Origin of the sequence: Acidovorax sp. 94 (assembly GCF_003634645.1) — a bacterium.
In the GTDB taxonomy this organism is placed as follows: domain Bacteria; phylum Pseudomonadota; class Gammaproteobacteria; order Burkholderiales; family Burkholderiaceae_C; genus Acidovorax; species Acidovorax facilis.
Window position 1 is genome coordinate 2,047,619 of sequence record NZ_RBJA01000001.1, and the last position, 22,793, is coordinate 2,070,411.

Below are 22,793 nucleotides of genomic sequence, written 5' to 3' on the forward strand. Positions count from 1 at the left end.
GTTGTTGCTTTGGGTGCGGTCGGGCGACGCTGTTGCGAGAAAAGCTCCCGATTATATCCTTCATGGCGCGCTCACCAACAAATGCGCGTCTTGCATAACCTTGTTACGTAAGCAAGTGTTCCAGGCATTTCAGAGGACAACAGGCGCCCTAGACTTCGCCCCGTTTCCCCACCGCCCCCACTCCAAAGGCTGATCCCGATGCGCATTTTTCTCCGACCCCTTGCCCTTTCCCTGGCGGGCCTGTGCGCCACCATGGCCGCTCAAGCCCTGGAGCTGGCGAAATACCCCCAGGTCTTCGTGGCACCCCAGGGCGTTGAAGTCGTGCTGGCCCCCACCGCAGACGGCAAGCAGGCCCTGGTGCGAGTGAGCGGCATCAACGACCCCATCGATCAGGTCGTCTTCCTGAGCCAGTTGGAGCAACGGGGCTCGGCGCGCGAGGTATACGCCACCACGCTCGATGGCCGCAGCTACGGTCTGCTGCAAAAGCAGAACCAGGCCTATCGCAATGGCGACCACTATGTGGTGTACCTGCCAGGCAAGCGCGATGGCGTGCCACTGGCCTTCAGCGAAGAAAAGAGCAAGGCCTTCAAGCTGGCGGACCTGCTGGCCAGCTACAAAGGCCAACAAAAGCAGGGCCTGCAGGACAAGCTGGCCCGCTTTGACCGCAACAAACGCCTGGCCAGCGTGCAGGCCGAACTGGTCAAGGCCGACCAGGACGCCACCGCTGCATGCGGTACGCCAGTGAAGACCAACGTTGACTGGGCCACCATTGACGACGAGAAACTCCAGTCGCTGAGCATCGGCAGCTTCTGCGGCGTGGTGGCATCAGAGCTGGAGTCCATGTGCCGCAACACCCCCGCCTTCAAAAGCACGGCATCCGGCCTGGGCTTGGTGCAATGCAAATTCGCTCCGCAGCTGAAAATCCGGGTGGAGAACCAGCAAGTGCTGTTCAGCACGGAGAAGGACGCCCCCAACCAGGAGGAATTCGTGCGCCAGTTCCTGCGCAATCTCTAAAAAAGTGAGGCGCTCCGCCCCCTGAGATCTGCTGGAAACGATCAAGAAGCGATGGTTTCAGCGCCCGGCGCCGCTCGCATGCAAGCAGATCGCTGCAGCCGCCGCCACATTCAGCGACTCTTCGCCGCCCGGTTGTGCAATGCGGATGCGCAGAGCGGCACGCTCTTCCAGTGCAGGGGAAACGCCCTGCCCTTCGTGGCCCAACACCCATGCACACGGCCAGGGCAAGGCGGCACGGTGCAGCCAGTCTCCGGCGTGTGAGCTGGTCACGAGCATGGGCACCTGCAGCGATTGAAGCTCGCCGTGCTCCACGCCCTCGATCAGGTCGAGCGCGAAATGCGCACCCATACCCGCCCGCAGCACCTTGGGGGACCACAATGCGGCGCTGCCCTTGATGGCCACCACCTGCCGGAACCCGAACGCGGACGCACTGCGCAGGATGGAGCCCACATTACCGGCGTCCTGCACACGGTCCAGCACCACGGTCGCCGCACCCGGATGCACCGCAGGGGGCGCGGGCAAATCCATGATGAAACCCATCCGAGCGGGCGACTCCAGCCCACTGATGTCGGCAAACAGTGCGTCAGCAATTACTATGATTTTCATAGCAGTTTGCACCCACTCTACCTGCGCCAGCGGCCAAAAAGACTCTGAAAACACCGCAATGGATGCGCGCTGGCCACGCTCCAGGGCCGCGCGGCAGAGGTGATCACCCTCCAGCCAAACCCGGCCTTGTTTGCGGTAGGCCGTGGTGTCCTGCGCAAGACGGCGCAGATCTTTCACGAACGTGTTGTCCCGCGAATGGATGGTGGTGATCGAGGAGGATGTCATGGTTGGGCAGGTTCAGCCGCGCAGATTCTGCGCCACGGGCGCAAAGGAACGCCGGTGGTGGACGCACGCGCCGTGCTCGCGCAGGGCCGCCATGTGCACCGCCGTGCCATAGCCTTTGTGGCCCGCAAATCCGTACTGGGGAAATTCTTCATTCACCTGCACACACCAGCGGTCACGGTGCACCTTGGCCAGGATGGACGCGGCCGAGATGGCCGGCACCAGCGCATCGCCCTTGACGATGGCCTCAGCCTGGATGTCGAGCGTGGGCAGCCGATTGCCATCGACGAGGACCATGACGGGCTTCAGGCGCAGCCCCATCACGGCCCGCCGCATGGCCAGCATCGTGGCCTGCAGGATGTTGAGCTGATCGATCTCTTCCACGCTGGCCTCGGCAATGCTGCAGCACAGCGCCTTGGCGCGGATTTCGTCGTAGAGCTTTTCGCGCCGGGCGGGCGTGAGCTTCTTGGAGTCTGCCAGGCCTGCGATGGGATGCAGATCGTCCAGGATGACTGCAGCAGCCACCACAGGCCCCGCCAGCGGGCCACGGCCCGCTTCATCCACGCCGGCCACAAGGCCTGGCGGATGCCAGGGCAGGCAGGCCTGTTCAGGCAGCGGGACGGAGGATTTTCTGGATCGCATCGGCAGCCAGTTGGGGAGTGTTGCGGCGCAGGCTCTCGTGCAGCGCCGTAAAGCGCTGCTCCAGGGCCGTGATTTTTTCGGGATGGTGCTGGCGGGCATCCAGCCATTGGAGTGTTGCCGCACAAAGCGCCTGGGGTGTCGCGGCATCCTGGATCAGCTCGGGCACGACGAAGTCGCCACACAGGATGTTGGGCAAGCCCACCCAGGGCTGCAACTGCTTGCGGCGCATAAGCCACCAGCTCAATGGGTGCATGTGGTAGCCAATGACCATGGGGCGCTTGAACAGGGCCGCCTCCAGCGTGGCGGTGCCACTGGCGATCAGCGTGGTGTCGCAGGCGGCGAGCACGGCGTGGGATTGCCCAGAAACGATCTGCACCACACCGCCCAGCCCAGCGGCCTGCGCTGCCTGCACGATGCGTTCGCGCAGCGCTGGCACGGCAGGCACTATCAATTTAATAGCTGGTCGCGCTTTTCTGATAAGCGCTGCAGCCTCAAAAAAGGGTTGAGTGATGTAGGCGATCTCCGAAGAGCGGCTGCCCGGCAGAATGGCAAGCACTTCGTCCGTATCCTGCAGCCCGAGCTGGGCACGGGCGGCTGCACGGTTCGGCACCATGGGAATCACACCCGCCAGCGGGTGCCCCACGTAGGTGGCGGCGATGCCATGCCGCGCGAGCAGTTCAGGCTCGAACGGAAAGATGCACAACACGTGATCAGCGCTGCGACGAATCTTCTCGACGCGTTCCGCGCGCCAGGCCCAGATGGAGGGGCACACGAAATGCACAGTCTTGATGCCCGCAGCGCGCAGGTCAGCTTCCAGCCCCAGGTTGAAATCAGGGGCATCCACACCGATGAAGACATCCGGGCGGTCCTTGAGCAACCGCTCACGCAGTTGCTTGCGGATGCCCAGCAACTCGCGCAGGCGGCGCAGCACTTCCATGCTGTAGCCATGCACGGCCAGCTTCTCGCTGGGCCACCAGGCATTAAAACCCCGGCGTTGCATTTGCGGGCCACCAATGCCGCAGGTCTGCAGGTCTGGCCAATGGGCCTGCATGCCGTCGATCAACAGACCGGCCAGCAGATCGCCCGATGTCTCGCCCGCCACCATGGCGACGCGGGGGGAAGCAGCCATCACCCAGCCCTCAGCGCGCTATGCCGCGCGTGGTGTCGGCCAGGAACCGCTCCATCATCGCGGCATCCTCGCTGGCCTGCGGTGAAGACTGCACCAGCTCAGCAATGGCGGCACGTGCAGCCTCCAGCGTGAGGCCCTGGCGGTAGATCAGCTTGTGCATCTGCTTGACCGCAGCAATGCGCTCAGGCGAGAAGCCGCGGCGGCGCAGCCCCACCACGTTATAGCCCCGCACGGCCAGCGGGTTGCCATCCACCAGCATGAAGGGGGGCACGTCCTGCGACACTGCGCTGGCAAAGCCCACCATGGCATGCGCCCCGACCTTGACGAATTGGTGGATGCCGGTAAGCCCGCCCACCGTCACCCAATCGCCCAGGTGGACATGGCCTGCCAGGGTGGTGTTGTTGGCCAGCGTGGTGTGGTTGCCCACATGGCAATCATGGGCGATGTGGGTGTACGCCATGATCCAGTTGTCGTCCCCCACCGTGGTGATGCCACCGGCCTGGGGCACACCGAGGTTCAGGGTGCAGAACTCGCGGATGGTGTTGCGGTCGCCGATGACCAGTTCGGTAGGCTCGCCCGCATATTTCTTGTCCTGCGGGATGGCGCCGATGGAGTTGAACTGAAAGATGCGGTTGTCGGCGCCAATCGTCGTGCGCCCGTCAATGACGCAATGTGCGCCGACCGTCGTGCCCGCACCGATCGACACATGCTCACCAATAACCGCATACGGTCCCACCGTGACCGAAGGGTCCAGGCGTGCGCCGTCCGCAACAATGGCAGTGGGATGAATATTGCTCACGATCCAACAGGCCCGGGTCGGTCAACCCACGCTGCGCATGGTGCACATGAGTTCGGCCTCGCAGGCCACCTCTTCGCCCACGCTGGCCACGCCCTTGAACTTCCAGATGCCGCCACGAACGCGATCGATGGTGATGCTCAGGATCAACTGGTCGCCGGGCTCCACCGGGCGCTTGAAACGCGCGCCATCAATGCCCACAAAGTAGTAGATATTGTTCTCATCGGGCACCTTGCCCATGGCATCAAACGCCAGCAAGCCCGCAGCCTGGGCCAGCGCCTCCAGGATCAACACACCCGGCATCACGGGACGTCCGGGGAAATGCCCCATGAAGTAGGGCTCATTGAACGTCACGTTCTTGATGGCCTTGATGCGGGTGTTGCTCTCAAGCTCGATCACTTTGTCCACCAGCAGGAACGGGTAGCGGTGGGGCAGTTGCTTGAGAATTGCGTGAATATCCATCATCGAGTTGTTCTTCCGTTCATGCTGCCTTGAGAGCCTGCTCAAGCGCCTTGATGCGCTCCCGCAAGCTGTGCAGTTGTTTGAGTGTTGCAGCGTTTTTTTCCCAGCGCGCATTGTCGTCGATGGGAAACATGCCCGTGTATTGCCCAGGCCGCGTGAGCGAGCGTGTGACCACCGTAGCTGCCGAGATATGCACGTTGTCGGCCAGCTCCAGATGGCCCAGCACAATCGCCCCGCCGCCCACAGTGCAGTGCGCGCCAATGGTCGCGCTGCCAGCCACCCCCACACACCCAGCCATGGCCGAGTGCTTGCCGATGCGCACGTTGTGGCCAATCTGGATCAGGTTGTCGAGCTTGACGCCATCTTCGATGACGGTGTCCTGAAGCGCGCCCCGGTCGATGCAGGTGTTGGCGCCGATCTCGACGTCGTCTCCGATGCGCACGGCACCGAGCTGTTCGATCTTGACCCACTGCCCTTGTTCGGGCGCAAAGCCAAAACCATCCGCGCCGATCACCACACCGGCGTGCACGATGCAACGCGCGCCGATGGTGCAGCCTTCGCCCACGGTTACACGCGACTTGAGGATGGTCCCCGCGCCCACCTGCGCTCCACGCTCCACCACACACAGCGGCCCAATGGTCGCAGTGGGGTGCACTTGTGCCGTGGGATCCACCACGGCACTGGCGTGTACCCCCGCGCACTGCGCTGGCGCATTGCGTTCCCGCCACAATTGGGTGGCACGCGCGAAATACACGTAGGGGTTGTCCGCCACGATGCAGGCACCACGTGCCAGAGCGGCATCGCGCATGGCAGGCGCCACAATGACACAGGCCGCCCGGGAGGCGGCCAGTTGCTGTTGGTAGCGGGGGTTGCTCAGGAAACTGAGATCTCCCGGCCCGGCAACCTCCAGGGGCGCGATGCGGGAGATGACGACATCCCGTGTCGCACCTCCTTCCAGCGAGCCACCGAGCGCATCAACTATGTGCCCAAGAAGCAAGCTCACGCGCCACCTGTCCAGGGCTGTGGCTTACTTGCCAGCAGAGGCATTCAGCGCCTTGATCACCTTGTCGGTGATGTCATGCTTGGGGTTGATGTAGACGGCCTCCTGGAGGATCACGTCGTACTTCTCGGCTTCAGCCACTTGCTTGACGACCTTGTTCGCACGTTCGAGCACCTGGGACAGTTCCTCGTTCTTGCGGGCGCTCAGGTCTTCCTGGAACTCGCGGCGCTTGCGCTGGAATTCACGGTCCTGGTCCACCAGCTGGCGCTGGCGGGTCGTGCGCTGGCTTTCAGCCATCGTGGGGGCTTCGCGTTCGAATTTCTCTGTGGCGGTCTTCAGGGTACTGCCCATGTCCACCAGTTCTTTCTCGCGACGGGAGAACTCCTGCTCCAGCTTGGCCTGTGCAGCCTTGGCAGTGCTGGCCTCACGGAAGATGCGGTCTGTATTGACAAAACCGGCTTTGAACGACTCTTGAGCTTGCGCAGGGGCTGCCACGGCCATGGAGCCAAGCAGCAGAGCCAAAGAGATATGGCGAGAAATGGATTTCATTAGAAAGACGTTCCAATCTGGAATTGCAGTTTCTGGATTCTATCGCCGGCGAACTTGCGCACCGGTTGCGCAAAAGCCAGACGCAAAGGACCGAGCGGGGAAATCCAGCTCAAGCCCAGGCCCACGGAAGAACGCATGTCACTGAAGGTAACTTTTTCGTTTTCTCCGTACACATTACCCACGTCAAAGAAGGTGAATACACGCAGTGTCCGGTCGTTCCCTGCACCCGGGAACGGCGCGATCAGTTCCGCGTTCAGCGTCACCTTCTTTGGCCCCCCCAAAGAGGCCCCCGTCACGTCGCGCGGACCCAGGGTACCCTGGTCAAAGCCACGCACCGAGCCCAACCCGCCCGAATAGAAATTCTTGAACACCGGGAACGGCCGGCCATTCATGCCCTTGCCGATACCCACCTCGCCATTGAAGGCGATTGTGAAACGTTTGTTCAGCGGTACGTACTGCTGGTACTGGTAGTTGGCCCGCACATAGCGAGCATCCCCAGCCACCGACCATTCTGAATTGAGGCGCTGATAGCGGCCGGAATTCGGTGCCAGAGCGCTGTCGCGGTCGTCCCGCGACCAACCGATCGTCAAAGGAATGGAGGTGCTGCTGTAGCCAAACTGGTCGGCATAAGCCAGGTAGGTGGCGGGAATGTTCGTCCCCGCCTTGATCTTGGTCTGCTCCAGCCCACCGCCAAAGAACACGGTATCGGTTTCACTGAACGGAACACCGAATCGCACCGACGTGCCGGTGGTCACCAACTCGTAGTTACCGCCCTGGTCTTCGTAAGGCTTGTCCGTGCGGTAGTACACGTCCAGCGTACGAGAAATGCCATCGGGCGTGAAGTACGGATTGGTGGTGCTGAACACGAGCGTGCGGCGGTACTTGCTGGTGTTGACATCAATGCCCAGGTAGTTGCCAGAGCCAAAAATGTTCTCTTGCTTGATACCAAACGACAGCGAGACCTTTTCGGCGCTGGAAAAACCTACCCCCATCTGCAGCGATCCGGTGGGTTTTTCTGCCACGTTGATCACCAGGTCCACCTGGTCTGGAGAGCCCGGCACCTCCTGGGTCTCCACATTGACCTCGGTGAAGAAGCCCAGGCGGTCCACGCGATCACGCGACAGGCGGATTTTTTCACCGTCGTACCAGGAGGCCTCGTACTGGCGGAACTCGCGGCGGATCACTTCGTCGCGTGTGCGGTTGTTGCCACTCACATTGATGCGGCGCACATAGGCACGGCGCGAGGGCTCCGCCTGCAGAACAAAAGCAACGCGGTTGTTTTCCCGGTCAATCTCGGGCACGGCTTCTACCCGCGCGAACGCAAAGCCAAACCGGGAGAAATACTCGGAAAACGCCTTGGTCGTTTCAGTGACCTGGTCCGCGTTATAGGGTTCACCAGGGCGAATGGTGACCAGAGACTTGAACTCATCTTCACGGTCCAGGTAGTTGCCTTCCAGCTTCACGCCAGACACCACATAGCGCTCACCTTCGGTCACATTGACAGTGATGGAAATGTCCTGCTTGTCGGGCGAAATAGCGACCTGGGTGGAATCGACACGGAATTCCAGATAGCCGCGCTGCAGGTAGTAGGAGCGCAGGGTTTCCAGATCGGCGTTGAGCTTGGCACGTGAATAGCGGTCCGACTTGGTGTACCAGCTGAGCCAGCCACCGGTGTCCTGATCAAACAGGCCTTTGAGCGTGGATTCGCTGAAGGCCTTGTTGCCAACAATGCGTACTTCCTTGATGCGGGCGGGATCGCCTTCGACCACGGTGAAAGTCAGGTTGACACGATTGCGCTCGATCGGGGTCACGGTCGTGACGACCTCGGCGCCATAGAGGCTCTTGTTGATGTACTGGCGCTTGAGCTCCTGCTCTGCCCGGTCGGTCAGCGCCTTGTCATAGGGACGACCCTCGGTCAGACCGACATCGCGCATGGCCTTCTTCAGCGCGTCCTTGTCAAACTCGCGGGTACCGGCGAAATCCACGTCGGCCACAGTGGGGCGCTCCTCCACCACAACCACCAGCACATTGCCAGTCGCCTCCAGGCGCACGTCCTTGAACAGGCCCAGACCGAAAAGTGCGCGAATGGCAGCTGCGCCCTTCTCGTCGTTGTAGTCGTCACCAACCCGCAGTGGCATGGAGGCAAACACGGTGCCGGGCTCGACGCGCTGCAGCCCCTCGACGCGGATGTCCTGCACCTTGAAAGGCTCCAGAGCCCATGCCGCATTGGCGGCAAAAATCATGGCTGCAACGGCCGATGCGGTACGCACGCCCAGGCGATTGATGTGTTTTTTCATGAATGAAGCTGGCGCCGCAGTTGCAGGGCAAGCGCGGCAAAAGTGTTAGCCAAAGAGCCGAGTGATATCGTTGAACAGGGCAATGGACATCATGAGAAGCAAGACCGCAACGCCTCCACGCTGCAGGCGCTCCATCCACGCGTCTGACACCCCCCTGCCCGTGACACCCTCCCAAAGATAATACATCAGGTGCCCTCCGTCCAAGACGGGCAGCGGCAGGAGGTTGAGCACGCCCAGGCTCACGCTGATCAGGGCGAGGAAAACGAGGTACTGCGTCAGGCCCAGGCTGGCAGAACGCCCGGCATAGTCTGCGATGGTCAAGGGCCCGCTGATGTTCTTGAGAGATGCCTCACCAATCACCATGCGGCCCATCATGCGCAGCGTCAATACCGACACATCCCAGGTCTTGACCACACCGGCCCAAGCACCTTCCAACACGCCATATTCAACGGTCACGAAATCTGGTGGAGCGCCAACGTAGGCCCCAATGCGGCCTATGGTCGCACCCAGTTCCGGCTTGGCCTCCGGCAAAACATCCAAGGTCAGCACCTGCCCTGCGCGATCCACGCGCCAAGGCTGGGCCAGTGGCTCGCTGCCACGCACGGACTGCCGGATCAACTCGCGCAGCTGCTGACCATCCACCACATCGATGGCGCCAATCTTGAGTACCACATCTCCCTGGCGCAATCCGGCGCGCGCAGCGGCTCCGTCAGGCATGACCTCGCCAAGCACCGGACGTGTCCATGGCCCCAGAATGCCTATTTTGCGAAACAGCTGGGCGTCTGCTTCGCGGCTGTCGATCTTCGACATGTCCAGCACAATTTCCCGGTGTGCAGCCCCCGACTGTGGCTGCACATCCAGGCGCACGTTCACCCCCTCCAGGGCACCGCGAGTAAGCAGCCAGCGCAAATCTTCAAACGACCGCACGGGTTCCAGGTCGTCAGAACCCAATGCTGCCTGCGCGACCAGTTCACCGCCACGCAGGCCCGCGCTCTGCGCCACGGAACCAGCCACCGGGCTGGCCAGGACCGCCTTGGGCTCCTCCACCCCGTTCCAGTTGACGATGGAATACAGCAGCACGGCCAGCAGCAGATTCGCAACAGGGCCTGCGGCCACGATGGCAGCGCGAGACCGCAGAGGTTGGGTGTTGAAGGCCAGATGCCGCTCTTCGGGGAGCACAGGCGCTTCCCGCTCGTCCAGCATGCGCACGTATCCACCCAGCGGAAACGCCCCCAGGACAAACTCCGTGGGCGAGCCCTTGGGTTGCCAGCGCAGCAGCGGGTTGCCAAAGCCCACCGAGAAGCGCAGCACCTTCACTCCGCACGCCACGGCCACCCGGTAGTGGCCGTATTCGTGTACGGCAATCAGAAGGCCGAGGGCCACGATGAAGGCAACGATGGTGAGGAGCATGTGCGGGTCCGTGTTGCGGTGGAAACTCAGGCCGCCAGGCGGTCTGCGGCTTGCTCAGCGGCATTGCGTGCTTGGCTATCCAGGTCCAGCAACGCTTCGAGCGAATTGGGCTTGGAGGGGGAAACCGCCTCCAAAGTTGCAAGATTCACGGCATGAATATGGTCAAAACGAAGCCGCCCCGACAAGAACGCTCCCACAGCCACCTCATTGGCAGCATTCAATACGGCCGTCGTCCCCTCGGCGGCTTTCAGCGCTTGCCAGGACAGGTGCAAACCCGGGAAGCGGTGGGCATCAGCATCTTCAAACGCCAGCGCGGACAGGGTCGAAAAGTCCAGTTTGCTCGCACCACTCGCAATGCGCTCCGGCCAGGCCAGGCCGCAGGCAATGGGCACGCGCATGTCGGGTGTTCCCAATTGAGCCAGGATCGATGCATCCTTGAACTGAACCATGGAATGGATGATCTGCTGCGGATGGATCACCACCTTGATCTGGTCCGGGTGCAGATCGAACAGCCAGCGGGCCTCGATCACTTCGAGCGCCTTGTTCATCATCGTGGCCGAATCCACCGAAATCTTGCGCCCCATCGAGAAATTGGGATGCGCGCAGGCCTGGGCAGGTGTGATCTCAGCCAGCGTGGACGGGTCTCGTTGCCGAAACGGCCCCCCGGAAGCCGTGAGCAAAATGCTGTCCACCCGTTGCGCCCAAGTGGCAGGATCTTCTGGCAGGCACTGAAAGATGGCGGAGTGTTCGCTATCGATGGGCAACAGCGTCGCCCGCCCCTCGCGCACCGTCTGCATGAACAAACCGCCGCCAACCACCAGCGCTTCCTTGTTGGCCAGCAGCAACCTCTTACCCGCGCGCGCAGCCGCCAGACACGGTGCGAGACCCGCAGCGCCCACAATGGCCGCCATCACCGCATCTACTTCATCGTGTGATGCTATCAATTCAAGAGCATCTTGCGCTTGAAGGACCTGCGTTGGAAGGCTATTGGCCACTAATATTTCAGCCAGAAGCGCCGCATGGGGCGCGCTCGCCATCACCGCGAAGCGAGGACGGAACTGTGCACACTGCGCCAGCATGAGATCCACCTGGGTGGCAGCGCTGAGCGCAAACACCTCGAAGCGATCGGGATGGCGGGCCACCACATCCAGCGTGCTGGTGCCAATGGAGCCGGTGGAACCGAGGACGGTGATTTGTTGTTTCTTCATGGAGTCGTCAGGCTCGTGAGCATCATGGCCAGGGGGAGCGTGGGCAGCAGAGCATCCACGCGGTCGAGCACACCACCGTGTCCTGGCAACAGGCCACTGCTGTCCTTGACACCGGCGCTGCGCTTGATGAGGGACTCCACGAGATCTCCCGACACACTCATGGCCACCATGAACAGCGCGGCAAGCACCAGCATCCACCAGCCTTGTAGCGCCATTCGGCTGTAAAAACTGGGCACAGCCGCCTGCCAGTGCGCATCGGCCACGACCCAGACGAAGGCCATGACCACCACGCCCGCCAAACCGCCCCACACGCCCTCCCAACTTTTGCCAGGACTGATCGAAGGGGCCAGCTTGCCTTTTGTGAAGCGCAGGCCAAAAGCACGGCCAGCGAAGTAAGCAAAGATGTCTGCGACCCACACCAGGAGCAGCACCGACAGCAGAAAATTGATACCCACATTGCGCGCCTGCACTACGGCGAGCCAAGCGAGCCACAGCGCCAATACCCCTGCCACCAGGCGCACTCCACCCGGAATCCGGGACCAACCAGGCACCCCTGCCTTGAGCAGCCAGGCAGCCGCCAAGACCCACAGGCCCCCGCCCACCACCCACAGGGCGGTCAACGGACGATCGACCCAGCCCAGGGCCCACGAACCCGCACACAGTGCGACACAAGCAGCGCCCACGGTCAGAGAGCCGGCCTGGCCAAAACCGCTCAGACGCCCCCACTCCCAGGCACCCGCAGCCATGAGCACCAACACGACCACGGTGAAGGGCACCGTAGATGGGTAAAAAAGCGCCGGCAGCAAAATGGCCAGCAGGACAAGGGCTGTGATAACGCGCTGCTTGAGCATGGGGCCTTTCAGAACCTGTTCAGGTTCTTAGCCCGGCATCGGCTGGGGATGCGCGGACAGGATTTGTTCGGAGGTTTTGCCAAAACGGCGCTCGCGGCCACCGAAGGCAGCAATCGCCTCGTCCAGCGCCGACTCATCGAAATCCGGCCACAACCGGTCGCTGAAGAAAAACTCGGAGTATGCGGCCTGCCACAGCAAAAAGTTGCTGATCCGCATTTCCCCGCCGGTGCGAATCACCAGGTCCGGATCGGGCACATGGGCCATGCCCATCGCACCCTGCAGGCTGGCCTCGGTGATAGGCTCACCGCGTGCCGCCAGCGACGCTGCGGCCTGGGCAATGTCCCAGCGGCCACCGTAGTTGAAACACACGTTGAGCACCAGTCGGGTGTTTTCAGCCGTAGCGGCTTCTGCCTGCGCCAGGCCATCGCGGACCTTCTGCGAAAGACCCGCGCGCTCACCCACGAAATACAGGCGCACGCCATCCTTCTTGAGTTGCGGCACTTCGCGCGCCAGCGCCATCGCCAACAGTTCCATGAGGCCAGAGACCTCGTCGGCGGGGCGGTTCCAGTTTTCGGAGGAGAACGCAAACACCGTGAGTACAGCCACACCGCGCTGCACGCAGGCGCGTGCACAGCGGCGCAGTGAATCCACGCCTTGCTTGTGGCCCGCCAGGCGCGGCAAAAAACGGCGCGTGGCCCAGCGGCCGTTGCCATCCATGACGATGGCAATGTGGTGTGGCACCAACGAAGAGTCAGCCATGTGAATGTTCAAGCCCTGGGGCCTAGAGCGTGTGATGCACTTTTAAGTGCCCGCGAAAGTCGGGGAAAGGCCCGGCAACTAGGCGCAGGACGCGCCGCGGTATGAATACCGCCAGCGGCTTGCAACGACGTAGCCGGGCCTTTCCCCGACTTTCCCAAAGGGTTGGCCCCACACGCAGGCACTCGCGGCGCTGCAGCGCTTGCCAAGGCCGGGGCCTTGCCTGCGCACTGCGCCTTGCGATCACCTGCGTGTGGGGCCAACGCGGGTACGTAAAAGCGCATAACACGCTCTAGACCGCCATGATTTCCTGCTCTTTGGCGGCCACCAGCGCATCGATCTCGGCGATATGCTTATCGGTGAACTTCTGCACGTCGGTTTCGGCGCGCTTCTGGTCGTCCTCGGAGGCCAGCTTGTCCTTGACGAGCTTCTTGACGGACTCGTTGGCATCGCGGCGCAGGTTGCGCACGGCGATCTTGGCGCTCTCGCCCTCGTTGCGCGCGAGCTTCGTCATTTCCTTGCGGCGCTCTTCGCTCATGGGGGGCATGGGCACGCGGATCAGGTCGCCCATGGAGGCGGGGTTCAGGCCCAGGTCGCTTTCGCGGATGGCCTTTTCAATCTTGGCGCCCATGCCCTTTTCCCAGGGCTGCACGCTGATGGTGCGCGAATCGATCAGCGCCACGTTGGCCACCTGGCTCAGTGGAACCAGGGAGCCGTAATACTCGACCTGCACCGTATCGAGCAGGGCCGGATTGGCACGACCGGTGCGAATCTTCTGCAGGTTGTTCTTGAACGCGGTGATGGACTGGTCCATCTTGGTTTCAGCAGTCTTCTTGATGTCGGCAATCGTCATGTTTTCTCCTCGGGCCGACCTGCATGCAATGCAGGCCTTTCCATCGTGATCAAGCGTAAACCAGCGTACCTTCGTCTTCGCCCATCACCACGCGCTTCAAGGCGCCGTGTTTGATGATGGAGAACACCTTCACGGGCAGCTTCTGGTCACGGCACAGGGCGAAGGCAGTCGCGTCCATGATGCCCAGATTGCGGGACATGGCCTCGTCAAAGCTGAGCTTGGTGTAGCGCGTCGCCGTGGGATCTTTCTGGGGGTCGGCAGTATAAACGCCGTCCACCTTGGTGGCCTTGAGCACCAGTTCGGCGCCAATTTCCGCGCCACGCAGGGCAGCTGCTGTGTCGGTGGTGAAAAACGGGTTGCCCGTACCGGCCGCGAAGACCACGACCTTGCCCTCTTCAAGATACTGCAGCGCCTTGGGGCGCACATAGGGCTCGACCACCTGCTCGATGGCAATGGCGGACATCACACGGGCCACCAGTCCCTGCTTGTCCATGGCGTCGGCCAGGGCCAGGGCGTTCATCACGGTGGCCAGCATGCCCATGTAGTCGGCGGTGGCTCGATCCATCCCGACCGAGCCCCCGGCGACGCCACGGAAAATATTGCCCCCACCGATCACCACGGCCACCTGGACACCCAGGCGGGTCACTTCGGCGATCTCCTCGACCATGCGCACGATAGTGGCGCGGTTGATACCGAAGGCGTCATCCCCCATCAGCGCCTCACCAGACAGCTTGAGCAAAATGCGCTTATGGGCTGGTGCAGCGTTGGACATGGGAAATTTCTCCAGTAAGTGGTACGAGGCTTTGGTGGGGTGGTTACAGGGAACGATCAGGCAGCAGCCTTGGCAGCAGCCACCTGGGCAGCCACTTCGGCAGCAAAGTCGTCCACCTTCTTCTCGATGCCTTCGCCCACCACGTACAGGGTAAAGCCCTTCACGTTGGTGTTGGCAGCCTTGAGCATCTGGGCCACGGTTTGCTTGCCGTCGGCAGCCTTCACGAAGACCTGGTCGGCCAGCGAGACTTCCTTGAGGTACTTCTGCACCGCGCCGTCGATGCGCTTGGCCGTGATTTCAGCGCTTTGTGCAGGCTTGCCGGCAGCCACGAGTTCCTTGTTGGCTTCGTCAGCCTTGCCTTCGGCGACCGAGCGCTCCTTGGCGATCAGGTCGGCAGGCACGTCAGCGCTGGTCAGGGCCACGGGCTTCATGGCGGCCACGTGCATGGCAACGTCCTTGGCGGCGGTGGCGTCACCGTCGAACTCGACGACCACACCGATGCGCGAGCCGTGCAGGTAGGCAGCCAGGTTGGAGCCGCTGAAGCGCTTGAAGCGGCGGAACGACATGTTCTCGCCGATCTTGCCGATCAGGCCCTTGCGCACGTCTTCCAGCGTGGGGCCGAAGCTGTCTTGGCTGTAGGGCAGCGCGCCCAGGGCTTCGACGGTGGCAGGGTTGTGCTCAGCCACCAGCTTGGCAGCGGCGTTGGCCATGGCGATGAAGCTGTCGTTCTTGGAGACGAAGTCGGTTTCGCTATTGACTTCCACCAGGGCACCGGTGGTGCCGTCGATGTAGCTGGCGACCACGCCTTCAGCCGTGATACGCGATGCAGCCTTGCCAGCCTTGGTGCCCAGCTTGACGCGCAGCAGCTCTTCAGCCTTGGCCATGTCGCCGTCAGCTTCCGTCAGCGCCTTCTTGCATTCCATCATCGGAGCGTCGGTCTTGCCACGCAGTTCAGCAACCATGCTTGCGGTAATTGCAGCCATCTTTGTTCCTTCAGTGTTCAGTTCAGTCAGTTCAGATTCGGGCTAAAAAAAAGGGGGCTCACCAGGGGCCCCGCTTTTGTTCGCGACGGATCGCGCAGCCGGGCTATCAGGCAGCGGCTTCTTGCACTTCCACGAATTCGTCGGTGCTCTCTGCAGTAGCAGCCTTCACGACTTCATTCACGGCGTTGGCACGGCCTTCGATGATCGCGTCAGCGATGCCACGGGCGTACAGCGTCACAGCCTTGGCCGAGTCGTCGTTGCCAGGGATCACGTAGTCGATGCCTTCAGGCGAGTGGTTGGTATCGACCACACCAATCAGCGGGATGCCCAGCTTCTTGGCTTCGGCAACGGCGATCTTGTGGAAGCCCACGTCGATGATGAAGATGGCATCGGGCAGAGCAGCCATGTCCTGAATGCCGCCGATATCCTTTTCGAGCTTCTCGATTTCGCGGGAGAACGTCAGTTGCTCCTTCTTGCTCAGGCTGTCGAGGCCAGCTTCTTGCTGGGCCTTCATGTCCTTGAGGCGCTTGATCGAGGTCTTCACGGTCTTGAAGTTCGTCAGCATGCCGCCCAGCCAGCGCTGATCCACGAAAGGCACGCCAGCGCGTTGCGCTTCGGTGGCCAGGATTTCACGGGCTTGGCGCTTCGTGCCGACCATCAGGATCGTGCCGCGGTTGGCAGCCAGTTGCTTGGCGAACTTTTGGGCTTCCTGGAACAGTGGCAGCGACTTTTCCAGGTTGATGATGTGAATCTTGTTGCGATGGCCGAAGATGTAGGGGGCCATCTTGGGGTTCCAGAAGCGGGTTTGGTGACCGAAGTGGACACCGGCTTCCAGCATTTCGCGCATGGTAACGGACATAAAAATACTCCAAAGGTTAGGTCTAAAATCAGCCCCAATATTTGCAGTGCCGTGATCGTCACGAACACCGCAACACCTTGACAGGGCTGCTTTGCGATTGGTCTTGCCGCAGCGGCCACGCTGGTTGTGCAAACCTTGCACCACTGCGCTACTGCTCCCAGCAAAACCCAAAGATTCTAGCACACCCATGCTCCCTGACCTGATCGCCACCCGTGAGCAACTGCGGGACGGCGCCACCACCGCGCCCGCCGAGCTGGAACGCTGCATCGACGCTGCCCAGGCCACCTCCAACACCCACAGCTTTGTGCGAACTCTGTTCGACGAGGCTCGCACCACAGCGGTGCAGCCGGGCGTGGCCCAGTTGCCTCTGGCCGGGCTGTCAGTGTCGGTGAAGGACCTGTTTGACGTGGCCGGCCAACCCACCCCGGCGGGCTCCACCGCGCTGGCGGGGGCTCCCGCAGCAGCTCAAGACTGCCCGGCCGTGGCCCGGCTGCGCGCAGCGGGTGCCAGCCTGATTGGCCGCACCAACATGGTGGAGTTCGCTTTCTCGGGCGTAGGCGTCAACCCCCACTACGGCACGCCTGCTGCCTGGGACGCCCGTTTTGGCGCCGTGCCCGGCGCCCCCCGGGTGCCCGGCGGGTCTTCGTCCGGCGCTGGGGTGTCGGTCGCCACTGGCGCCGCGTTCATTGGACTGGGATCGGACACCGGTGGCTCCATCCGCATTCCTGCGGCGCTCAACGGCATCGTGGGCTTCAAGAACACCGCCCGGCTGGTGCCTACCGCTGGCGCCGTGCCGCTGTCCACCACCCTGGACACTGCCTGCGCCATGACGCGCACAGTGCGCGACGCCATCGTGGCGCACGAGGTGCTGGCCGCCCGGCGCGTGACGCGCAGCCTGGCGCCGCTGTCGCAGTACCGGCTGGCGGTGCCGTCCACCCTCTTCCTCGACGGGCTGGATGCCACCGTGGCGCGCGCGTTTGAGCGTGGCGTGGAAGCCTTGCGCCAGGCCGGCGCCCAGATCGACACCATCGACCTGCCCGCCGTGTTGGAGCAGCCCGCCTATGGTTTTGCCGCCCCCGAAGCCTACGCCTGGCACCGCGAGCTGCTGCAGCGCGCGGGCGACCGCTACGACCCCCGGGTGCGCATGCGCATTGAAAAAGGCGCCACGCTGATGGCCTGGGAATACATCGACCTGATGCTGGCGCGCCAGCAATGGATTGCGCGCATGCTCTCCGACATGGAGCGCTATGACGCCCTGCTGTCCCCCACCGTTCCCATCGTGGCACCGTTCATTGCCGATGTCGCACCGGCCGATGGACTGGACAAAGCCCAGGACGCCGCCCGCGACGCCGAGTTCTTCCGCGTCAACAACCTGCTGCTGCGCAACACCAGCGTGGTCAATCTGCTGGATGGCTGTGCGCTGTCGCTGCCTTGCCATGTGCCAGGGGAACTCCCGGTCGGGCTGATGGTCTGGCACGGAGCGCTCAGGGACGACACGGTGCTCAACGTGAGCCTGCAGATCGAACAAATACTACAAAAATAATAGCTGCTCGCGCTTTACCAACAAGCGCCAGAAGCCAAAAATACCCATATTCATGAAGATTGCTATCGTGGGCGCCGGCATCATCGGCGTCACCACCGCCTACGAGCTGGCCAGCGACGGCCACGAAGTCACGGTGTTCGAACAACGCAGCGCAGCCGCCGAGGAAGCCAGCTTTGCCACTGCAGGACTGCTCGCCCCCTACCTGCTGAGCCCCTGGGCAGTGCCGGGCTTTGGCCAGCCGCTGCGACTGATGGGGGCACAGGCCACCCTGCGGATGGCGGGCGGCCTGACCCTCGCCAACTGGGCCTGGTTGCGCCGCTGGCGCAGCATGGCCCGCAGCCACAGCGCCCCGGCTACAGCCGTCGAGCGCCTGGCGCAGTACAGCCAGACGCGCCTGCAATCCATCGCCAGCCAGCACGAGCTGGATTTCGAAGCCAGCGATGGCCGCCTGGTGCTGCTGCGCACTGAGGAAGACCGCACGCGCCTGCAGCCCGCACTGCAGGTGCTGCGCGACAGCGGCGTGACCTTGCGCGAGATCGACGCCGATGTGGCCCGCCAGATCGAGCCCGGCCTGTCGCCCGAGGCGCCGCTGGCAGGCGCCATCCACTTGCCCGACGCGCGCGCGGGCAACTGCCGCCTGTTTGCCCAGCTTCTGCGCCAGGGTATTCAGGGCGGTGGCGTGCAGTTTGTGTTCAACACCCGCGTGGACCGACTGGGCAGCAGCCCCACCGGCGTGGTGCTGCAAGGCGAAGCGGAGCTGCGCCGCTATGATGCCGTGGTGTTGTGCGCGGGCATGGCATCAGCCACGCTGCTGCCTGCGCTGGGCCTGGACCTGCCCATGGCGGCCGTGTATGGCTACTCCGTCAGTGCCCCGCTGCGCGAATCCACCCACGCCCCGCGCGCCAGCGTGGTGGATGCGGGTCAGCAGATATCCATCACCCGCCTGGGCCAGCGTGTGCGCATTGCCGGTGGCGCCGAACTGGCCGGGGCCGATGCCGAGCACCACACCCCCACACTGCAGCGCCTGTACCGCACGTTGAACGACTGGTTCCCCGGTGGCGTGCAGCTGTCATCCAACCTGCAGATCTGGCGCGGCGCCCGCACCATGCTGCCCGACGGAGCACCGGTGGTGGGCGCCAGCGGCGTGCCGGGCTTGTGGCTCAACACCGGCCACGGCGCAAGTGGCTGGGCTCTGGCCTGCGGCAGCGCCCGGGCGCTGGCCGACCTGATCGCGCAGCGCGAGCCCGAGGTGTCGCTGGACGGGCTGGGCATGCGTCGGTTCTAGGAGCCTGCGCTTTGCCCCCACGGGGTGTCGGCGCACAATGGCAGGCGCGCTGCCACTGGCAGCAGCCCTTGCCCCCTGCAGCCCATGCACCGCATCACCGCCCACCAGCCTTATCCCCTGTTCAACACAGCCGCCACCCGCCGCCTGGAAAATGCGGCTGCGGCCGCCCTGCCCCCGCACACCCTCATGCAACGCGCCGGCCTGGCCGTGGCGCAATTGGCCCAGGCGCTGGCCCCCCACGCACGCACCGTGTGGATTGCCTGCGGGCCCGGGAACAACGGGGGTGACGGACTGGAGGCTGCCATGCACCTGCAGCGCAGTGGCCGCAAAGTGGTCGTGACCTGGCTGGGCCAGCCCGATACGGCCCCGGCCGATGCCAGGGCCTCGTGGCAGCGCGCACGGGATGCGTGCGTGGTCTGGGCAGACACCGCACCCGGCGATCTGGGGGCCAACGACCTGTGCATTGATGCGCTGCTGGGCATTGGCGTCTCTTCTTCACCCCACAGCCCCGCACGCACGCCCGACGCAAGGCTCCAGGCCTGTCTGCAAGCCCTGCACCGCAGCCCGGCCCCCGTGCTGGCCGTGGACCTGCCCAGCGGGCTGGACGCAGACACCGGCCAGTTTGCTGCAGGCCTTGCGCCCGACACCCCAACCCACCAGCACTACCACCTGCACCACCAAGCACCCCCGCCACGCCACACGCTGAGTCTGCTCACCCTCAAGCCCGGCCTGTTCACCGCCGCCGGGCGGGACGCAGCAGGCCAGGTCTGGCTGGATGATCTGGGCGTAGAACCCGGGTACGAGCCGCCCAACGCCTGGCTCTCCGGCCCCGCCCTGCCCACCCCCCGCGCCCATGCCAGCCACAAAGGCAGCTATGGCGACGTGGCTGTGGTGGGCGGCGAAGGACTGGCGGCGCGGGGTATGGGCATGGCGGGCGCCGCACTGCTGGCAGCTTCGGCCGCTCTGCACAGCGGCGCGGGCCGGGTGCTGGTGGCCCTGCTTGACAACGGCCAGCAGCAACTCGACCCACAGCAGCCCGAGTTGATGTTCCGCCGCTTTGAAGCGCTGGCACTGGAACAGCTCACCGTGGTCTGCGGCTGTGGCGGCGGGCAGGCCATCGCACGCGTTCTGCCCGAGGTCATCACCCGCGCGGCCCGACTGGTGCTGGATGCCGATGCGCTCAACACCATCGCCACCCAGGCCGCTTTGCACGCGCTGGTGGTGGCGCGCGGCCAGCACGGGCAAGCCACGGTGCTCACACCGCACCCGCTGGAGGCCGCCCGCCTGCTGGGCCTGACCACCGCCGAGGTCCAGGCCAACCGGCTTGGGGCTGCGCAGCAGCTGGCAGACCAGTTCAACTGCGTGGCCGTGCTCAAGGGCTCGGGCACCGTGGTTGCCGCACCCGACCGCGTGCCCGCCATCAACCCCACGGGCAACGCGCGCCTGGCCACGGCGGGCACGGGCGACGTGCTGGCGGGCATGGTGGGCGCCCACCTGGCCGCCGGCGCCAGCGCCTTGCGCGCTGCGAGTGAAGCGGTGTACCAGCATGGCCAGGCGGCTGATGATTGGCCAGCGCGCCAGGCGCTGACGGCCAGTGTGCTGGCGCGGCGCGTGGGCGGAAGCTGAACCTCAGGCCAGCAAGGTCACCGTCTTGAGCGGCTTGAGCACGCTCGACGGTGTCATGCCAAAGGTCTGCCGGAACATGCGGCTGAAGTGGGCCGAATCAGAAAACTCGCCGTGCAACGCCGCGTCGGTCAGGCGCGGACTGACCGCCAGCCCCACCATCGCCAGCCGCACCTGGGACCAGACCCGATAGGTGCGCAAGCTCACCCCCATTTCGGCGCGAAACAGGTGGTTGAAACGCGACGCTGAAAGCTGGACGCCCGAGGCCAGGTCACCCCGTGCCACCCGCCCCGCCTGCGGATGGCGCAGCACGTGCAGGCTGCGGACAACGCGAGGATCGAGCGGCGCCACCTCGCTATCGAGCGGGCAACGCAGCAAGGCGGGCAGGTCGAAGTGATGCAGATAACGCTCCATGGCGCTGCGCGCGCCCACGGAAACTGCGACATCCAGCACCACGCCACCCTCTTGCCGGAACAGACCGCGCAACCCCCGTGCTTCGCGCGAATCGGGCTCCAGGTACACCAGGGCAACCGTCTCGCCGCAAGGGTCGAACAGGTGCTCCACGCCCGCATCCACCAGCGCGCTGTGGCAGGTCTCCACACGCCCTGCCCCCCAGTGCACCGCGAACCGACCCGAGAGCCCCATTAGAAGCACCGGCGACGCATGGCAGTGCCAGCCCGTGGCCGGGATCTCTCCGACGTAGAGCGCCCGGTCAGTGCCCAGGGTCAGTGTGTTGCGTGCTGGCATAGCCCAAACCTACAAGTTTTTTTACCGCGTTCTCCGTAGCCTTGCCTCTCCCGCCAGGGGCCGAGCGTGCGTTGACGCTTGAAGCAGCAGTCCCTGGCATGCACGCAGCCATATCCTTGGAGAACGCTTCTTGAAACGCATCGTTATTTCTGTCGCAACGGCTCTGGTACTGGGCACGGTCGGCCTCTACTACGGGGCACCTTCGCTGTTCAAAGAGCCGCTGCTCAGCGCCAATCGCCATCTGTCCGGCCTGGAAGAAAAAACCGCCGATGCGGCCATGCACACCATCCACTACCTGGACAACGGCACGCCCCCAAACCCCGCGCCGGGCCACGGCAGTGGCACGCCCATCGTTCTGCTGCACGGCATTTTTGCGGAGAAAGACCATTGGGTGGATTTTGCGCGACCGCTCACCGGCCAGTACCGAGTGATTGCCCCAGATATCCCGGGCTTTGGCGAGAGCACACGGCGGGACGACCAGCCCTACGACTACGCCGCCCACGTCACGCGGCTGGCCGCGTTTCTGGACGCGCTCGGCCTTGCGAAAGTGCATCTGGCGGGCAACTCAATGGGCGGCACCATCGCCGCTCTCTTTGCTTTGCAGCATCCCGAGCGCGTGGCCAGCGTGGCGTTCATCGGCGCACCCCACGGCATTCGCTCGCCCCAGCCCAGCACCATGGACCGCCTCATCGACACCGGACAACGCCCGCTGGTAGCCCACGATGCCGCAGCATTCGGCGCCATGATGGATCTGGTGTTTGAAAAGCGCCCCTTTTTGCCCTACCCCATCCTGCATGCGTCTGAGCAAGAAGCGCTGCGCAACGCCACCTCCAACACGCGCCTGTGGGACGCACAGCTCAAAGACCGCTACCTGCTGGAGCAACGACTGAGCACGTTGCAGCACCACCCCATCCTCGCCCTGTGGGGCGAGAGCGACCGCGTGTTCGACCACTCTGGACTGCAGACTTTGCAGAAGCTGTTGCCCCACGCCCATGCCGAAGCACTGCCCGGCATTGGCCACCTGCCCATGATGGAGGCGCCCAAAGAGACGGCGCAGCGGTACGCCCGCTTCTTGGGCGTTGTGGCCACGACCCCGCGCGAGACCACGCCGAAAATCCAATAAAAATAGCTGCTAGCGCTTATCCATAAATCGTTAGCAGCTATTAATTAGTGAGCAATAGCTTGA

At 63.7% G+C, this 22,793-nt stretch carries 22 protein-coding genes; 5 read left to right on the forward strand and 17 right to left on the reverse strand.

Features of this window, described 5'->3' with window-relative positions:
* The first annotated feature begins 198 nt into the window (after positions 1-198).
* A complete protein-coding gene (locus tag C8C94_RS09490) occupies positions 199-1,014 on the forward strand; it encodes a hypothetical protein (RefSeq protein ID WP_121420542.1) in 816 nt (271 codons plus the stop codon).
* 57 nt (positions 1,015-1,071) lie between these two features.
* Here the strand turns inward: C8C94_RS09490 and C8C94_RS09495 are convergent, their stop codons facing one another.
* The 16 genes from C8C94_RS09495 to rpsB all read right to left on the reverse strand — a co-directional run bounded on the left by C8C94_RS09495 (position 1,072) and on the right by rpsB (position 16,409).
* A complete protein-coding gene (locus tag C8C94_RS09495; RefSeq protein WP_121420543.1) occupies positions 1,072-1,845 on the reverse strand; it encodes an RNA methyltransferase in 774 nt (257 codons plus the stop codon).
* A 12-nt stretch (positions 1,846-1,857) separates the two neighbouring features.
* Complete coding sequence (rnhB, locus tag C8C94_RS09500; RefSeq protein WP_121420544.1) at positions 1,858-2,484, reverse strand: ribonuclease HII; 627 nt, start codon at positions 2,482-2,484, stop codon at positions 1,858-1,860.
* Positions 2,450-3,613, reverse strand: coding sequence for a lipid-A-disaccharide synthase (gene lpxB, locus C8C94_RS09505; protein ID WP_121420545.1), 1,164 nt, complete (start codon positions 3,611-3,613; stop codon positions 2,450-2,452). Before lpxB ends, rnhB begins: the two co-directional genes overlap by 35 nt.
* 10 nt (positions 3,614-3,623) lie before the next feature.
* Positions 3,624-4,412: an acyl-ACP--UDP-N-acetylglucosamine O-acyltransferase gene (lpxA, locus tag C8C94_RS09510; protein WP_121420546.1), complete on the reverse strand. Its 789-nt coding sequence runs from the start codon at positions 4,410-4,412 to the stop codon at positions 3,624-3,626.
* A gap of 21 nt (positions 4,413-4,433) precedes the next feature.
* A complete protein-coding gene (gene fabZ / locus C8C94_RS09515; protein WP_010457855.1) occupies positions 4,434-4,874 on the reverse strand; it encodes a 3-hydroxyacyl-ACP dehydratase FabZ in 441 nt (146 codons plus the stop codon).
* A gap of 16 nt (positions 4,875-4,890) precedes the next feature.
* Positions 4,891-5,874, reverse strand: a complete 984-nt coding sequence (lpxD, locus tag C8C94_RS09520) for a UDP-3-O-(3-hydroxymyristoyl)glucosamine N-acyltransferase (protein WP_121420547.1) — start codon at positions 5,872-5,874, stop codon at positions 4,891-4,893.
* Between the two features lie 24 nt (positions 5,875-5,898).
* On the reverse strand, positions 5,899-6,420 hold the full coding sequence (locus C8C94_RS09525) for an OmpH family outer membrane protein (protein ID WP_055398240.1): 522 nt from the start codon (positions 6,418-6,420) through the stop codon (positions 5,899-5,901).
* Positions 6,420-8,717, reverse strand: a complete 2,298-nt coding sequence (gene bamA, locus C8C94_RS09530) for an outer membrane protein assembly factor BamA (protein WP_121420548.1) — start codon at positions 8,715-8,717, stop codon at positions 6,420-6,422. The genes C8C94_RS09525 and bamA overlap by 1 nt, the downstream gene beginning before the upstream one ends.
* Before the next feature lie 45 nt (positions 8,718-8,762).
* The gene (gene rseP, locus C8C94_RS09535) at positions 8,763-10,127 is read right to left on the reverse strand and encodes an RIP metalloprotease RseP (protein WP_121420549.1); all 1,365 of its coding nucleotides are present in this window, start codon (positions 10,125-10,127) and stop codon (positions 8,763-8,765) included.
* 26 nt (positions 10,128-10,153) lie between these two features.
* The gene (gene ispC, locus C8C94_RS09540) at positions 10,154-11,335 is read right to left on the reverse strand and encodes a 1-deoxy-D-xylulose-5-phosphate reductoisomerase (protein ID WP_121420550.1); all 1,182 of its coding nucleotides are present in this window, start codon (positions 11,333-11,335) and stop codon (positions 10,154-10,156) included.
* On the reverse strand, positions 11,332-12,186 hold the full coding sequence (locus C8C94_RS09545) for a phosphatidate cytidylyltransferase (protein ID WP_121420551.1): 855 nt from the start codon (positions 12,184-12,186) through the stop codon (positions 11,332-11,334). The genes ispC and C8C94_RS09545 overlap by 4 nt, the downstream gene beginning before the upstream one ends.
* Positions 12,187-12,213: 27 nt before the next feature.
* Entirely contained in the window at positions 12,214-12,945 is a 732-nt protein-coding gene (gene uppS / locus C8C94_RS09550) for a polyprenyl diphosphate synthase (RefSeq protein ID WP_121420552.1), read from the reverse strand.
* Positions 12,946-13,234: 289 nt separating this feature from the next.
* Complete coding sequence (gene frr, locus C8C94_RS09555; RefSeq protein WP_094287828.1) at positions 13,235-13,795, reverse strand: ribosome recycling factor; 561 nt, start codon at positions 13,793-13,795, stop codon at positions 13,235-13,237.
* Between the two features lie 49 nt (positions 13,796-13,844).
* Positions 13,845-14,567, reverse strand: a complete 723-nt coding sequence (gene pyrH / locus C8C94_RS09560; RefSeq protein ID WP_008906712.1) for a UMP kinase — start codon at positions 14,565-14,567, stop codon at positions 13,845-13,847.
* A gap of 56 nt (positions 14,568-14,623) precedes the next feature.
* Positions 14,624-15,550 (reverse strand): translation elongation factor Ts, encoded by a 927-nt coding sequence (gene tsf, locus C8C94_RS09565; protein ID WP_055398247.1) that lies wholly within the window; start codon positions 15,548-15,550, stop codon positions 14,624-14,626.
* A 106-nt stretch (positions 15,551-15,656) separates the two neighbouring features.
* Positions 15,657-16,409: a 30S ribosomal protein S2 gene (rpsB, locus tag C8C94_RS09570; RefSeq protein ID WP_055398248.1), complete on the reverse strand. Its 753-nt coding sequence runs from the start codon at positions 16,407-16,409 to the stop codon at positions 15,657-15,659.
* Positions 16,410-16,596: 187 nt separating this feature from the next.
* On the opposite strand from rpsB, the gene C8C94_RS09575 reads away from it, so the two are divergent.
* The 3 genes from C8C94_RS09575 (at position 16,597) to C8C94_RS09585 (ending at position 20,863) form a co-directional block, all read left to right on the forward strand.
* Complete coding sequence (locus tag C8C94_RS09575; RefSeq protein WP_121420553.1) at positions 16,597-17,952, forward strand: amidase; 1,356 nt, start codon at positions 16,597-16,599, stop codon at positions 17,950-17,952.
* A gap of 52 nt (positions 17,953-18,004) precedes the next feature.
* The gene (locus C8C94_RS09580) at positions 18,005-19,237 is read left to right on the forward strand and encodes an FAD-dependent oxidoreductase (RefSeq protein ID WP_055398250.1); all 1,233 of its coding nucleotides are present in this window, start codon (positions 18,005-18,007) and stop codon (positions 19,235-19,237) included.
* A gap of 84 nt (positions 19,238-19,321) precedes the next feature.
* Positions 19,322-20,863, forward strand: coding sequence for an NAD(P)H-hydrate dehydratase (locus tag C8C94_RS09585; RefSeq protein ID WP_121420554.1), 1,542 nt, complete (start codon positions 19,322-19,324; stop codon positions 20,861-20,863).
* Between the two features lie 3 nt (positions 20,864-20,866).
* Here C8C94_RS09585 and C8C94_RS09590 read toward each other — a convergent pair whose 3' ends face one another.
* Entirely contained in the window at positions 20,867-21,607 is a 741-nt protein-coding gene (locus C8C94_RS09590) for an AraC family transcriptional regulator (RefSeq protein WP_121420555.1), read from the reverse strand.
* A 130-nt stretch (positions 21,608-21,737) separates the two neighbouring features.
* Between C8C94_RS09590 and C8C94_RS09595 the strand changes: the two genes are divergently transcribed.
* A complete protein-coding gene (locus C8C94_RS09595) occupies positions 21,738-22,730 on the forward strand; it encodes an alpha/beta fold hydrolase (RefSeq protein ID WP_121420556.1) in 993 nt (330 codons plus the stop codon).
* The last annotated feature ends 63 nt before the right edge of the window (positions 22,731-22,793 follow it).

Excerpts from the sequence above, each read along its gene's own strand:
- C8C94_RS09490 (WP_121420542.1), top strand. The coding sequence starts at position 199 with ATGCGCATTTTTCTCCGACCCCTTGCCCTTTCCCTGGCGGGCCTGTGC.
- C8C94_RS09495 (WP_121420543.1), bottom strand. The coding sequence starts at position 1,845 with ATGACATCCTCCTCGATCACCACCATCCATTCGCGGGACAACACGTTC.
- rnhB (WP_121420544.1), bottom strand. The coding sequence starts at position 2,484 with ATGCGATCCAGAAAATCCTCCGTCCCGCTGCCTGAACAGGCCTGCCTG.
- lpxB (WP_121420545.1), bottom strand. The coding sequence starts at position 3,613 with ATGGCTGCTTCCCCCCGCGTCGCCATGGTGGCGGGCGAGACATCGGGC.
- fabZ (WP_010457855.1), bottom strand. The coding sequence starts at position 4,874 with ATGATGGATATTCACGCAATTCTCAAGCAACTGCCCCACCGCTACCCG.
- C8C94_RS09525 (WP_055398240.1), bottom strand. The coding sequence starts at position 6,420 with ATGAAATCCATTTCTCGCCATATCTCTTTGGCTCTGCTGCTTGGCTCC.
- bamA (WP_121420548.1), bottom strand. The coding sequence starts at position 8,717 with ATGAAAAAACACATCAATCGCCTGGGCGTGCGTACCGCATCGGCCGTT.
- rseP (WP_121420549.1), bottom strand. The coding sequence starts at position 10,127 with ATGCTCCTCACCATCGTTGCCTTCATCGTGGCCCTCGGCCTTCTGATT.
- ispC (WP_121420550.1), bottom strand. The coding sequence starts at position 11,335 with ATGAAGAAACAACAAATCACCGTCCTCGGTTCCACCGGCTCCATTGGC.
- C8C94_RS09545 (WP_121420551.1), bottom strand. The coding sequence starts at position 12,186 with ATGCTCAAGCAGCGCGTTATCACAGCCCTTGTCCTGCTGGCCATTTTG.
- uppS (WP_121420552.1), bottom strand. The coding sequence starts at position 12,945 with ATGGCTGACTCTTCGTTGGTGCCACACCACATTGCCATCGTCATGGAT.
- frr (WP_094287828.1), bottom strand. The coding sequence starts at position 13,795 with ATGACGATTGCCGACATCAAGAAGACTGCTGAAACCAAGATGGACCAG.
- pyrH (WP_008906712.1), bottom strand. The coding sequence starts at position 14,567 with ATGTCCAACGCTGCACCAGCCCATAAGCGCATTTTGCTCAAGCTGTCT.
- tsf (WP_055398247.1), bottom strand. The coding sequence starts at position 15,550 with ATGGCTGCAATTACCGCAAGCATGGTTGCTGAACTGCGTGGCAAGACC.
- rpsB (WP_055398248.1), bottom strand. The coding sequence starts at position 16,409 with ATGTCCGTTACCATGCGCGAAATGCTGGAAGCCGGTGTCCACTTCGGT.
- C8C94_RS09575 (WP_121420553.1), top strand. The coding sequence starts at position 16,597 with ATGCTCCCTGACCTGATCGCCACCCGTGAGCAACTGCGGGACGGCGCC.
- C8C94_RS09580 (WP_055398250.1), top strand. The coding sequence starts at position 18,005 with ATGAAGATTGCTATCGTGGGCGCCGGCATCATCGGCGTCACCACCGCC.
- C8C94_RS09585 (WP_121420554.1), top strand. The coding sequence starts at position 19,322 with ATGCACCGCATCACCGCCCACCAGCCTTATCCCCTGTTCAACACAGCC.
- C8C94_RS09590 (WP_121420555.1), bottom strand. The coding sequence starts at position 21,607 with ATGCCAGCACGCAACACACTGACCCTGGGCACTGACCGGGCGCTCTAC.